Origin of the sequence: Streptomyces sp. A1136, assembly GCF_004795055.1 — a bacterium.
GTDB lineage: Bacteria > Actinomycetota > Actinomycetes > Streptomycetales > Streptomycetaceae > Streptomyces.
In genome coordinates this window covers 80,405-93,355 of sequence record NZ_SSBJ01000011.1, presented here as the reverse complement: position 1 = coordinate 93,355, position 12,951 = coordinate 80,405, and the positions used below count along the sequence as shown (strand labels likewise).

The following is a 12,951-nucleotide window of genomic DNA, read 5'->3' as shown; positions in this document are numbered from 1 at the left end:
GCGTATCGCCTGTCGAAGTCTGTTGAGCGGGGGTGCGCGGCGCACTGGTGCCCGTGGCCCTGTCCGTCCGGGGGTTACCCCCACCCCCGGGCGAGCCGCTCGTATGAACCAGTCAAGGACCCGCCGGACCCCGCCACCTCCTCCGCCAGGACGAAAGACCCCTCGCCCTTTGTGTGGAGGGACCCCTACGGGTCTCTCCACCCTTCGGGACGGCGGACCTCGGGGATACCCCCGGCCGCGCCCGCGGTGAGAAGGTGTTCCCCGCACACGCGGATACGGGGGAGGGGACTTGGGTGGCCATGGGGGAGAGGGCGCGGAGCCGCCCTGGGAAGGGTGTGCGGAACCGGGGTAGGCGAAACGTTTCAGCCAACTCGGGGAACGGCGGACCGGGGAAGACCGGGGCGGAGGCGGCCCAGGCGGCGGCGACCGAAGCGGCGGCGATCGCGGCGGGATCGAACGCGGCGGACCCGGCCGAGGCGGACCCGGCCGAGGCGCCGTCCGGTCGGCCGAAGAGCGTCGTCGTCGCCGCGCTGATGCTGACCATGGGCCTCGTCGCGCTCGACGGCGCCATCGTCTCCACGGCCGTCCCCCGGATCGTCGGCGACCTCGGCGGCTTCTCCGTCTTCTCCTGGATCTTCGCCGGCTACGTGCTCGCCGGCACGGTCACCCTGCCCGTCTACGGGAAGCTCTCCGACACCCACGGCCGCAAGCCCGTCCTGCTCATCGGCATAAGCCTGTTCCTCCTCGGCTCCCTGCTGTGCGCCGCCGCCTGGAACATGGCCGCCCTCGTCGCCTTCCGGGTCCTCCAGGGCCTCGGCGGCGGCGCCCTCCAGGGCACGGTCCAGACCCTGGCCGCCGACCTCTACCCCCTCCGGGACCGGCCCCGCATCCAATCCCGGATGACCGTCGTGTGGGCGACCTCCGCCGTCGGCGGCCCGGCGGTCGGCGGGGTCATCGCCACCTACGCGGACTGGCGCTGGATCTTCCTGCTCAACCTGCCGCTCGCCCTCGCGGCGCTGGTCGTCATCGTCCGCCACCTCACCGAGCCCCTGCGGCCCCCGGGGCGCCGGGGACGCGTCGACTGGGCGGGCGCGCTGGCCGTGTTCGCCTGCGGCGGGGTGCTGCTCTTCGCCCTGGTCGAAGGCGGCGTCGCCTGGCCCTGGCTCTCCGCGCCCTCCCTGGGACTCCTGACCACCGGCGCCCTGCTGGCCGCCTTGGTCGTCCGGGTGGAACGCCGGGCGGAGGAACCGATCCTGCCCGGCTGGGTGTGGCGCCGGCGCACCATAGCGGCGGTCAACCTCGCCATGGCCGCGCTCGGCCTGCTCATGGCCGCCCCGCAGGTGTTCATGCCGACGTACGCCCAGACCGTGCTCGGCCTCGACGCGGTCAACGCCGGGCTGGTCGCCTCCGCCATGACGCTGACCTGGCCCGTCACCGCCTCCCTCGCGCAGCACGTCTACCGGCGCATCGGCTTCCGGGACACCGCCGCCACCGGGGTCGGTACGGCCGCCGTGGTGCTGTTCGCCTTCACCCTGCTCCCCTACCCGGCCCGGCCCTGGCAGGTCGCGACGATCATGCTGCTGCTCGGCGCCGCCCTCGGGCTGTTCCAACTCCCGCTGATCGCCGGGGTCCAGTCCACGGTGGTCTGGGCGGAACGGGGTACGACGACGGCCTCCGTCCTGTTCTCCCGCCAGGTGGGCCAGAGCGTGGGGGCGGCCCTCATGGGTGCCGTCGCCAACGCCACCATCGCCGCCCGGTTGACGCACGCCCCCGTTCCCGGTCTCCCCGACCACCTGGACGACGTGTCGAAGGCACTGGATCGGCCGGAACTCCTCCCCCGGGCCGCCGCCGACCACCTGCGGGCCGCCGTGGACGCCGCCGTGCACCACATCTTCCTCGGTGCGGCGTTCGCCGCCGTGGCCACGCTGCTGATCCTGCTGACGGTGGCGCCGCGCAGGTTCCCCGTCCTGCCGGGTCAGGAGTAGCCCCCGGTCCCGGTCGCCCGACCGCCCCCCGTCGCCGGGCCGGGCCGGTGGCCGGGCCGGGAGTAGTGCACGCGAGTTGTCATGCTCCGGGCCGGCGGGTATCTCTTCGAGGGGCGGATCGCCGCCCCGCGACACCACACGGGGGACCCATGACTTCCGCACTGCTCGCCCTGGCCTTACTCGCCGCCCTCGCCGGCCCGACCGCCCTGCGGCTCTACCACCACCCCGGCTTCATCACCGGCCGCGACGGCCGGCTCTCCACCTCCACCACCCTCGCCCTGGCCTGGACCGTCATCCTGATCTGGCTGCTGCTCACCTGCCTCGCCTACGGGCTGACGGCAGGGGGCGGCATCACCTGGTTCCAGGGCGAACACGGCCCGCTGTCCAACCTCGACTCGGTCTACCTGCCGCTGCTGGGCGGCCCCTACCTGGCGCTGATCGGGGCCAAGACGGTCGTCGGCATCCGCGTCGAGAACGGCAGCCTCGCCAAACCGGCCCCCAGGCCCACCACCACGGGCCGGCGGCCGCTGCGGGAACTGATCGCGAACGACAGCGGCCGCACGGACCTGGTCGACCTCCAGTACGTGTCGCTGAGCGCGGTCACGATGCTCTACGTCGTCCTCTTCTTCCTCGCCGACGTCGGCGGCGGGCTGCCGCGCCTGCCCGGGGAGATCTGGGCCCTGACCGGGGCCCCGGCGGGCGCGTACCTGGTCAACAAGCTGGCCACCCGCGCCAATCCGGTGATCACGAACGTCACCCTCGCGGGCGGCACCCTCGTCATCGAGGGCGGGGGCTTCGACCAGGCCCGCGTGACGGTGGCCGACACCGTGGTCCCCGCCGTCTTCGACCCGCTGACGGGCACCCTCACCGCCTCCGTCCCCGCCCCCCTCCCGGCCGCTCCGTTCCCGGTGGTGGTCACCTCCCGCGGCCTGCGCAGCGACCCGTACCTCGTCACCACCGCCCCGGCCTCCCCGACCGCGCCGGCCCGGACGCCCGCAGCGACCCCGGCCCCCGCCCCGACCCCTGCCACCGCTCCGGCGCCGGCTCCGGCCCTGCCCGCGGCCTCGGCACCGGCTTCGGCTCCGGTGGGGGACTCCGCGCAGCGGTAGCCGGCGCGGGCGGCCGTCAGGCCCCGTCCGGGCGGTGGCGGGCGTAATAGCGGGCCACGCGCGCCCGGTTGCCGCACGCCGTCGCCACGCACCACCGCCGCCGGGGGTTCACGGGGAGGAACAGCAGCACACAGCCCGGCCCCTCGCACCGGCGCACCTGCCCCACCCGGGCGTCCGTCAGCAGGTCCGCCACCGCCTCGGCCAACTCCGCCGCCAGCCGCCGCGCGGGGGTGCCGCCGGCCCGGCGAGCCGCCACCGCCAGGCCGCCCCCTTCGGCGCGGACCAGCTCGCGGTGGGCCGGGGCGGCCGCCATGGCCTCGTTCAGCACGCGCAGCGACTCGGCCGGGGGCCGGGCGCCGCCCCGTACGGCCTCCAGCGCCGCCCGCGCCGCCTCCCGTACGCCCTGCACCGCGGCGACCTCCGCCGCTCCCACCGCCCCGCCGACCGGGCCCAGCCGGCCCGACTGCGCGGCCAGCCAATCCGCCAGACCCGCCGGGTCGGCGATCAGATCCCCGTCCACGGGGCAGGTGTTCAGCAGGTCCAACGCGAGCGGCTCCCCGACGAGGGGAAAGGTCTCTGTCACAAACTAATGCTACTCATGCCGCTTGACCCATTAGTGATCACCGCCCAGACTAATGCCACCCCCCGCCTTGGAGGCATGTGATGACCGTCGGCCCCCGCATCCCCTCGCCCCGCCACCGCACCGTCGAGGTGGACGGCGTCACCGTCGCGTACCGCGAAAGCGGCCCCGCCGACGCCCCCGTCCTCCTGCTCCTGCACGGCTTCCCCACCTCCTCCCACCAGTTCACGCGGCTGATGGACGCCCTCGGCAACGTCCCCCACCGCCTCATCGCCCCCGATTACCCCGGCTTCGGCCGGACCGAGACCCCGCCGGGCTTCTCCTACACCTTCGACCGGCTCGCGGACATCGTGGAGGGCTTCACCGACGCCCTCGGACTGGACCGCTTCGCGCTCTACGCCTTCGACTTCGGCGCCCCCGTAGGACTGCGGATCGCGGTGCGCCGACCGGAACGCATCACCGCGCTCATCGTCCAGAACGGCAACGCCTACGAGGAGGGACTGTCCGACGCGGCCCGGGAGTTGACGGCGCTGCGCCGCGAGGTCCCCGGCGCCGAGGACACGGTCCGGTCCCTGTTCACCCCCGAAGGCGTCCGCTCCCAGTACGAGACCGGGGTCGCCGACCCGAGCCTGATCCCCCCCGACGGCCCGACCCTGGACCTGCACTACCTCGGCCTGCCCGGCCGCGCCGACGCCCAGGCCGACCTCGCCTTCGACTACGCCTCCAACCTCGGCCACTACCCGACCTGGCAGGCCTGGCTGCGTTCGGCGGGCATTCCGGTGCTGGTGCTCTGGGGTGCGGGCGACCCCTTCTTCACCCCGGCGGGCGCCAAGGCCTACCTCCGCGACGCACCCGACGCGGAACTCCACCTCTTCGACGGGGCGGGCCACTTCGCCCTGGAGACCCACCTCCCGCAGATCGCCCCGCTGATCCGCCGTTTCCTCGTCTCGGGGCCGTCCCGCGGCCCCGAGGGCGCCTGAGGCGAGCCCCCGACCCCGTCGCCAGCGCGACAGGCCGAGGGGACGTGGGGCGCGGGGCCGCGGGGCGTCGTGCCGCGATGCCCGGCGCAGCCGGGAGCGTTCCGCGCGACGGCGCCGCACACCGTCGCGGGCCGGCCCCGATCAGGCCCCGGACGTGCGCGGGGCCGTACGGCGCGGGCGGCCGGGGGCGGAGCCAGGGTGGGCGCGGCCCGGGGCCGGGGCCCCGGGCCGACGTCAGCCCTCCGCCGGAGCCCGCCCCGTCAACGCCGCCAGACTCGACCGCACATGGCTCATGTGTGCCCGCATCTCCTCCTGCGCCTCCGTGTGCTCCCGCAGGACCCGCTCCGTCTCCCGCCCCACCCGCTCTTCCCGCGCCCGGGCCGCCGCGACCAACTCCGCGCCCCGCGCCTCCGCGTCCTCCTGCCCGTGCCGCGCCGCCTCCTCCGCCTCCGCGAAGCCGCGCCGCGCCTCCGACAGCCGCGCCTCCGCCTGGCGCTCCAGCTCCGACAGCCGCGCCTCCTGGTCCGCCTCCCGCGCGGCGATCTCCCGCTCCGCCGCCTCCCGGCGTTCCCGCTGCTCCTGCTCCCGCTCCGCCACCAGCACGTCCGCCCGACGGCGCGTCTCCACCAGCGTCGCGTGCGCCTCCGCCCGCCACCGCGCCGCGTCGTCCCGGGCTTCCGCCCGCGTCTCGTCCGCCTCGCGCTGCGCCCGCTCCAACCCCTGCCGCGCCCGCACCTCTGTCTGCTCCACCACCGCGTGCGCGTCCTGCCGCGCCAGCTCGGCCACCCGGTCGGCGTACGCGTCCGCCGCGCCCAGTGTCGCCGCCGCGTCCGCGCGCGCGTCCCCCCGTACGGCCTCCGCCTCCTCCAGCGCCAGCGCCAGGATGCGGCGCGCCCGCTCGCTCAGCTCGTCGTAGGTCTGCGGCGCCAGCGCGGCCACCGCCTCCCGCAACCGGTCGGCCTCCGCCTCCATCCGCTTCGCGAGGACCGTCAGCCGCGCCACCCGCTCCCAGGCCTCGTCCCGGCTGCCCGCCAGCCGCGCGAGATACCGGTCGACCTGATCCGTCCGGTATCCGCGACCGCGCGCGGTCGCCAAACCCTGGGGTCCCTGAGGTGACATCGGTGCACTCATCCTGGAAGCGCCTCTCTCGCGGGGATTCCCGTCAAGGATGCGTCATTTGCTCCCAGAAGCCGGAATGGCCGGGCCGGAACCCCCCGCGAGGGGTTCCGGCCCGGCCACGCCCGCCGACGGGTGCGATCAGAGCAGCCCGTCCCACATCTGCTCCAGCACCACCGACCACCAGCTCTCCGGCGAAGCCAGCGCCGCGGTGTCCAGCCCCGCCAGATTCGCCTGGAAATCGACGGTCCACCGACCGGCCTGTTCCGGTGTCAGATGCTGGCGCAGCCGCCACATCTGACCCAGCATCGCCAGCGAGCGCACGAACTGCGGCAGGCTCGAATTCACGAACTGCGGCGGCACCGGGGCACCGCCCGGCCCGGCCTCCACCGGGACCGCCACGATGTGCGCCGTCCCGTACTGCACGCACAGCGCCTTGCCGAAGTCGCTGCCGACCACCAGGTACGAACCCGCGTCCGACGCCGGCTGCACCTGCCGCTGCGCCGCGAGCTCCGCCAGCGTCGGCAACGGCTGCCCCGGCACGGCCTGCGCCCAGAAGAACGGCCCGAAGTCCACCGGCAGACCCGACCACATCAGCGTCTGCGCCACGATCTCCGGCACGCCCTGACGGGACACCGCCCGCTGGTCGAAACGGAACACGCCCTGCGGCCCGAACGCCCCCGCCAGCTCCTGGGCGATCGCGTCCAGCGGGATCGCCGGCTGGAGCGGGACCTGAGGCAGCGGCGCCCGCACCGGCGCGGGACGCGCCGGACCGTCCGCCACCTGGTGCAGTTCGCTCTGATGGGTGATCAGATGCCGCATGCCCTGCTGACGGCTCGCGTGATCCGTGCCGTACGGGGCCACGCTCGTGATCCGCACCTGCGGCCAGGTCTCCCGGATCATCCGCGCGCAGTAACCACCGGGCAGCTCGCAGGACGCCAGCTCCGTGTGCAGCTCCAGCACCTGCTGCGGCGGCACGTTCATGGCGCGCAGCTCGTACAGGATCTGCCACTCGGGGTGCGGCGTGCCCGGCGCGGAACGACGGATCAGCTGCTGTTCGGAGCCGTCGGGCGCGCGGTAGCGCAAGACCGCCTGGTAGCCGGGACCCACGGTGGGGACCCCGGGCTGCGCCACGGGAGCGGGACCGTGCTGCGGCGCCGCCGGCGCGGGGCCGGGAGGGCCGGGCGGCTGCGGCGCCGCGGGATGCGCGAGCATCGTCGCGGCGTGGTGAGCCCCGCCACCGGGAACCCCGGGAGCAGCGGGAGCACCAGGGCCCGGAGGCACACCAGGAGCAGGCGGCGGCCCGGGCGGAGCCGGCGGCCCCACCACAGCAGGACCCGCCAACATCGTCGCAGCGTGATCAAGCCCACCACCCGGCCGACCCCCGGCACCCGGAACCCCGGGCGGCCCCGGAGGCACACCAGGCCCCGCAGGCACACCAGGAGCAGGCGGCGGCCCGGGCGGAGCCGGCGGCCCCACCACAGCAGGACCGGCCAACATCGTCGCAGCGTGATCAAGCCCACCACCCGGCGCACCAGAAGCCCCCGGCGGCGCGGGAGGCGCGGACGGCACGTCGGCCGGCGCACCGGCCGCTGCCCTGGAAACCCCCGGGCGTGACACCTGCGCCTTGCTCGTCGGCGCGTCGGCGATGTCCCCGGCACCCTCCGCCAGGGCCGGCGCTATGGCCGTCCTCGGCAGCTGACTGCCGCCCGACATCAACGTCGTCTTCGCCTCCGGGGCCACCCCCGAAGGCGCCCCGGCGCCCTCCTCCAGGTCCGACCCCGACAGCGGCGGCGCGAACACCGTCGCCGGCAGCGGCACCGACGGCTCGTCCGCGCCGGAATTCACATCCGTCCCCGCCCACGGCGTCGCCCCCGCCGGCGGCACCCCGTCATTGGCGGTCGGCTCGTACGGCACCTCGCCCCCGCGGCTGAGCGGCACCGCGTCGGAAACACGTCCGGACGCGGCGGGAGCGGAAGGCACCGCGGGCGCGGAAGGCACCGCGGGCGCGGCGGAGGCACCCGAACCGGCGGCGGCGTCGGACGCCTCGGACGCCTCGGACGCCCCGGACGCCCCGGAACGACCGCCCCCCGAGGAATCGGTGCCCACCGGCCCGATCCCCGCCCGGTCCGCCGCCTCCTGCAACCACTCCGGAGGGCTCAACATGAACGACGTCTGCTCCGAGTCGATCCGCGGCGTCGGCACCGAAGCCTCCGCCACCGGCGCCGAAGCCACCCCGTACTCCTCCTCGTACCGCCGGATCACCTCACCCACCGGCAACCCGGGCCACAGCGTCACCTCACCGCTGTCCCGCGCGATGACCAGACGCTGCCGACCACCACCGGACACCGGACCGCCCGCCCGGTCCTCCGACCACACCACGAACCCGAGTCCGAACTCCCGTACCCGCACCTCACGGTGCTGGTAGGCGGGCACGTCCCCGTTGATCCACTCCTCGGCGCGCTCCTGCGCCTGCGCAAACGTCACCACCGCGCCGTCACCCCTCCACCGGAGCGGAACCCGCCACGGGAACCGAGCGTGCGAATCCGCCGTCCACCATCAGACCGGCCACCGTCTCCAACTCCGGCGGATTGCCCGCCAACCGCTCCAGAAAGGCGTCGAAATCGGCACCGCACGGCAACAACAGCCGCTCCACGCGCTCCTGCACGGACCAACCGTCCCGGTCCCGTGCGTCGTCGTACGGGGAGAACCACACGGAGCCGATCCCCTCGCCCTTCACCTTCACCGCGAGCAACCCGCCCTGCACGAAGGCCACGCACAGGTAGTCCTTCGTCAGGTGGTCCCGCAGACACTTGTTGACGTACACGAGGTCGTTGACCGCCGCCTCCTCACGCACCGTGAAGAACGGCTGGTCCACCAGCAGACCCAGCTCCACGTCCAGGCCCGTGCCCTTCGGGGCGCAGCCCCCGGCCGCCTTGAGGAACGCGCGGTACGCCTCGGGCAGCCGGTACCCGAGGTCCTCCTCGACCCCCTGTACCTGGCGCTCCGACACCGAGACCACCGACTTCGGCAGCTCCAGGTGCGCCGGCCGCGCCTCCTGCAAGGGCCGCGTACCGCGCTTGTCGTGGTCCACCGGCGCCGTCGCCAATCCCGCGTGGTGGCGCAGCAGCGCCTTCACCTCGACCGGCACCAGCTCCAACCGGCGCGTGGCGGCCACGTGGTGCCACGTCCACCCGTGCGGCGTCGACACCGCGCCGACCGTGTCCCACAGCTCGTGGCCCACCGCACGCATCGCGGCGTTCGCGGACACGTAGTCCGTCAGACGCAGCTCGTCCACGCCGAAGCCCTCCGGCGGCTCCGCGATCTCCACCGCCGCCCGCGCGTAGGGAGAGAAATCGGGGTGCCCCTCACCGCCCATCCGGACCCCGTGGGGATGACGGGCAGCCCGGACCGGGTCCGGAAAATGCACGACCTGCCCCGAATAAGCGGCGTTGGGTGGCGGGGCCTGCTGCCCGAGCCGACCTGTCGTCATGGCGGTAGCCCCCTGCTGGATCTGGCTGGTTCACCACAGCCTATGTGCTCCCGCAAGAGCGACACCCGCCCACCGGCCCCGCACCCACAGCACGACCCGCAACATCCGAATTGATACGAAAATTCGACCCCGCTTCCACACCACACGGGACATTTGACAGGCTGTCCCCTCAGCACGGGGGCGTGCGCGACAGCGGCCACCACCGCCGCCACGGGAGGGAAGAGCGACATGCAGCACACGGCAACACGCACGGACCACGCCGAACCGGCACCCACCGGCGCCACCGGCGACCCCCGCCTGCGCTGGAGCAGCACGGACGGCCACACCGTCCCCGTCCTGCGCTTCCGCCGCGACGGCATCCTCCCCACCATCGCCGCGGCCCTCTCCGTCCGCGGCGAGACCCTGACCGGCACCGCCGGCAAGGCCGACCAGCCCCCCACCTTGCACCCGCTCGTCCAGGACTACCTCGACACCCTCACCAGCAGCCAACGCGAACGCTTCACCGGCCGATGTCCCGAGGCGATACTCCTCTCCCGCCACATCACCGCCACCGAGGCCGCCCGCAGCAGACGCGCGTCCCGCAAGCCCCTCAGCGCGAGCGAGGCCCGCCGCTCCCTGAAGCACGCGAAGATCACCGCACGTCACATCCGCGAGGACGGCGACCCCCTCCACGGCAGCTACGCGCCCCCCTGCCGCTCCTGCGAGGCCCTCCTCGCCCACTTCGGCGTACGCCCCGTCGACCTCTCCCACACCGAGTAGCCGCCATGACCACTTCCGCGTCCTACGACCGCTCCTCAGCCACCCGCTTCCCCGCCGCCATCGACGCCGCCCTGCGCACCGCCGGATGGGAACCGGGACGTTGGGACATCAAGCAGGCCGAGTACTGGGCCGACGCCCTCCGCGACCACACCACCCCGGCCGGACACCGCCACACCGTCTTCCCGGCCGCCGTCGAGGCCTGGGCGGAATTCGGCGGACTCACCGTCACCGCCCCCGGGCCCGGCCGCCAGATAGCCCCCACCCCCGTCCACCTGGACCCGCTCACGGGACTCCACCTCGCCCGTACCTTCGCCGACCTCGGCCGAGCCCTCTCCACCGAGCTCAGCCCCCTCGGCGTGGACGCGGACACCGGCTCCCACCTCGCCATCGACCGCGAAGGCCGCGTCTACGGCATCGACCACACCGGCGACTGGTACCTCGGCGCATCCCTCGACGAGGCCCTCACCCTCCTCCTCACCGGCCTGCAACCCACCCGCCTCACCACCGGCTAGCCGAGGCCCCCCACCCCAGGCCCGTCCGGGCGACCCCCTCGGCAGCGCTCGAAGACCGCCCGGACCGGGGCCTCACAGCCGCACGCACGGCAGCACGGCCGACACCCGGAAGCCACCCGCGTCCGTCGGCCCCGCCACGAACACCCCACCGAGCCCCAGCACCCGCTCGCGCATCCCCAGCAGACCGTTCCCCCCGCTCGGCAGACCGGCCCCGCCCGCCTCGCCGTCACACGGCCCGTTCTCCACCTGCATCGCCACCTCACCCTCCCGGTGAGCCAGCCGCACCGCGACCCGCGCCCCCGGCGCGTGCTTGTGGCAGTTGGTCAACGCCTCCTGCACCACCCGGTACGCCGTCTGCTCCACCTCCGGCGCACACCCCGGCCACTCCCCGCGCACGGTCAGCTCCACCGCCATCCCGGCCGCCCGGGACTGCCCGACGAGCGCCTCCAGCTCCGCCAGCGACGGCCCCTCCTCCGACACCGCAACGGCCACCGACGCCACCGGCTCCACCCGCTTCGGTGCCTCCGCCCGCAACACCCCCAGCATCTCGCGCAACTCCGTCAACGCCTGCCGACCCATGTCCCCCACCAGCGCCGCGTTCCGCGCCGCCTTCACCGGGTCCTTCGCCGCCACCGCCTGCAACGCCGCGGCGTGCACCACCATCAACGACACCCGGTGCGCCACCACGTCGTGCATCTCCCGCGCGATCCGCGTGCGCTCCTCCGTGCGCGCCCACTCGGCCCGCTCCTCGGCGCGCTCCGCCAGCAGCGACAACTCGCGCTCCAGCGAATCAGCCCGCTCGTGCAGGCTCTCCATCAGCCGGCGCCGCGCCCCGATGTACATGCCGAGCAACACCGGCGGCACGGTCAGCGCCACCGCGACGAACACCGACAACGAGATCACCAGGGTCGGTGTCACGCCCGTCTCGTCGTCGGTCCTCAGGTACATCACGACCAGCGTCGCGGCGAGCGACAGCGCGGTCAGGGTCGCCGTGACCCGCCGGGGCACCTCACAGGCGGCCAGCGTGTAGAGCCCCACCACTCCCAGCAGGAACCCCATGACCGCCGGTGTCACCGCGATCGCCACCAGCACCACGGCGACCGGCCAACGCCGCCGCAGTACGAGCGTGGCCCCCACCACGAACCCGAACACCACCCCGAGCAGCACCGGCACCCCGGCCTCGCGGGCGAAACCCACACCCTCCCAAGCACACTCCAGGGCGGACACCGCCCCGATCCCCACGTCCACCACGACGTCCCGCCGCCGCTCCCACCACAAAGGCGGCCCAGCGCGGCCTTGCTCTTCCCCCGTACTGGTCATGCCGTCCAGCGTACGCAGCACCCCCACCACGCCCCGGCGGAATTTTCCGGGAAACCGCCGGTAATCGCACATACGACTGAATGTGCCGCCTGTCGAGACCTGAATCCCGCATTCCGGACGAACCTGGGTCCATGAGCAAATACGCCGACTTCGAGGGTCTCCGCACCCGGGCCGTGGCCCTCCGACGCGAGGGCCTCAGCCGCCGCGAGATCCGCGACCGCCTACAAGTCTTCAACGGCGAGATCCTGAACCGCTTACTGCACGGGGAGCCGGCCCCGGAGTGGACCCGCCGCCCGAACGCCAAGGACGACCTCCGCGATCGAGCCCGCGAGCTCCGTCTCCAAGGCCTCACGTACGACCAGATCCGGACCGAGCTGGGCTGCTCCAAAAGCTCCATCTCCCTCTGGGTTCGCGACCTTCCCAAGGTGGATCACCGCACACCCGAGGAGCAGGGCCGCGACGCCGCCCTGAAGCGCTGGGCCTTCGAGGGTCCACGCCGGGAGGCCGCGCGCAACGCCTCGATCGACGCCGCCAGAGCAGCGGTCGGCGGCCTGAGCGACAGGGAACTCTTCCTGGTCGGCGCGGCGCTCTATTGGGCCGAGGGCAGCAAGAGCAAGACATATCGGCGGAGCGAGACCGTGACGTTCATCAACAGCGACCCCGGCGTCATCCGCGTCTACATCGCCTGGTTGAACCTCGTCGGCGTCAGCCGTGAGCGACTGCGCTTCCGGGTGATGATCCACGAGACGGCGGACGTGGTCGGCGCGGAGCTGTACTGGGCGGACTTCGTCGGGGTGCGGCGGGCGCAGCTCCAGAAGACCACGCTCAAGAAACACAACCCCAAGACCGTCCGGAAGAACACCGGAAGCGACTACCGTGGATGCCTGATCGTCCGTGTGTCCGCGAGCTGCGACTTGTACCGTCGCATTGAGGGCACTTGGTGCGGCATAGTAGGTGCCGTCGACTCGATCAACAGAGGCGAATGCCCGATTTAGTCGGGTTTGCTATCCCCTGTGGTGTAATCGGCAGCACTGGGACCTTTGGAGTCCTATGTCCGGGTTCGAGTCCTGGCAGGGGAGCAATACAAGTTCGGGTCC

Annotated in this window: 11 protein-coding genes and 1 tRNA gene; 7 read left to right on the top strand and 5 right to left on the bottom strand. The window is 73.7% G+C overall.

The window, feature by feature from the left end; genetic code table 11:
• Nucleotides 1-533 precede the first annotated feature (533 nt).
• Nucleotides 534-1,985, top strand: coding sequence for an MFS transporter (locus E6R62_RS13290; RefSeq protein WP_240801657.1), 1,452 nt, complete (start codon nt 534-536; stop codon nt 1,983-1,985).
• Nucleotides 1,986-2,134: 149 nt separating this feature from the next.
• Nucleotides 2,135-3,094: a hypothetical protein gene (locus E6R62_RS13285; protein ID WP_240801644.1), complete on the top strand. Its 960-nt coding sequence runs from the start codon at nt 2,135-2,137 to the stop codon at nt 3,092-3,094.
• A 16-nt stretch (nt 3,095-3,110) separates the two neighbouring features.
• Here E6R62_RS13285 and E6R62_RS13280 read toward each other — a convergent pair whose 3' ends face one another.
• Entirely contained in the window at nt 3,111-3,677 is a 567-nt protein-coding gene (locus E6R62_RS13280) for an ABATE domain-containing protein (RefSeq protein WP_136213588.1), read from the bottom strand.
• A gap of 80 nt (nt 3,678-3,757) precedes the next feature.
• Between E6R62_RS13280 and E6R62_RS13275 the strand changes: the two genes are divergently transcribed.
• Nucleotides 3,758-4,654 carry an alpha/beta fold hydrolase gene (locus tag E6R62_RS13275; RefSeq protein ID WP_136213587.1) on the top strand — a complete coding sequence of 299 codons (897 nt, stop codon included), beginning with the start codon at nt 3,758-3,760 and terminating at the stop codon, nt 4,652-4,654.
• A gap of 234 nt (nt 4,655-4,888) precedes the next feature.
• Here the strand turns inward: E6R62_RS13275 and E6R62_RS13270 are convergent, their stop codons facing one another.
• The 3 genes from E6R62_RS13270 to E6R62_RS13260 form a co-directional block, all read right to left on the bottom strand.
• Nucleotides 4,889-5,749, bottom strand: coding sequence for a cellulose-binding protein (locus tag E6R62_RS13270; protein ID WP_306432427.1), 861 nt, complete (start codon nt 5,747-5,749; stop codon nt 4,889-4,891).
• 162 nt (nt 5,750-5,911) lie between these two features.
• Nucleotides 5,912-8,260: an SUKH-4 family immunity protein gene (locus E6R62_RS13265; protein ID WP_136213585.1), complete on the bottom strand. Its 2,349-nt coding sequence runs from the start codon at nt 8,258-8,260 to the stop codon at nt 5,912-5,914.
• Between the two features lie 7 nt (nt 8,261-8,267).
• On the bottom strand, nt 8,268-9,263 hold the full coding sequence (locus E6R62_RS13260) for an SMI1/KNR4 family protein (RefSeq protein WP_136213584.1): 996 nt from the start codon (nt 9,261-9,263) through the stop codon (nt 8,268-8,270).
• Between the two features lie 228 nt (nt 9,264-9,491).
• Here E6R62_RS13260 and E6R62_RS13255 point away from each other — a divergent pair, with 228 nt between their 5' ends.
• Both E6R62_RS13255 and E6R62_RS13250 read left to right on the top strand, forming a co-directional pair.
• Entirely contained in the window at nt 9,492-10,022 is a 531-nt protein-coding gene (locus E6R62_RS13255) for a YwqJ-related putative deaminase (protein ID WP_136213583.1), read from the top strand.
• Nucleotides 10,023-10,027: 5 nt separating this feature from the next.
• The gene (locus E6R62_RS13250) at nt 10,028-10,534 is read left to right on the top strand and encodes an SUKH-3 domain-containing protein (RefSeq protein WP_136213582.1); all 507 of its coding nucleotides are present in this window, start codon (nt 10,028-10,030) and stop codon (nt 10,532-10,534) included.
• A 72-nt stretch (nt 10,535-10,606) separates the two neighbouring features.
• Here E6R62_RS13250 and E6R62_RS13245 read toward each other — a convergent pair whose 3' ends face one another.
• Nucleotides 10,607-11,854, bottom strand: a complete 1,248-nt coding sequence (locus E6R62_RS13245; RefSeq protein WP_136213581.1) for a sensor histidine kinase — start codon at nt 11,852-11,854, stop codon at nt 10,607-10,609.
• A gap of 131 nt (nt 11,855-11,985) precedes the next feature.
• Here E6R62_RS13245 and E6R62_RS13240 point away from each other — a divergent pair, with 131 nt between their 5' ends.
• Both E6R62_RS13240 and E6R62_RS13235 read left to right on the top strand, forming a co-directional pair.
• Nucleotides 11,986-12,849 (top strand): hypothetical protein, encoded by an 864-nt coding sequence (locus E6R62_RS13240; RefSeq protein WP_136213580.1) that lies wholly within the window; start codon nt 11,986-11,988, stop codon nt 12,847-12,849.
• Nucleotides 12,850-12,861: 12 nt separating this feature from the next.
• Nucleotides 12,862-12,933 (top strand) — tRNA-Gln (locus E6R62_RS13235).
• Nucleotides 12,934-12,951 lie beyond the last annotated feature (18 nt).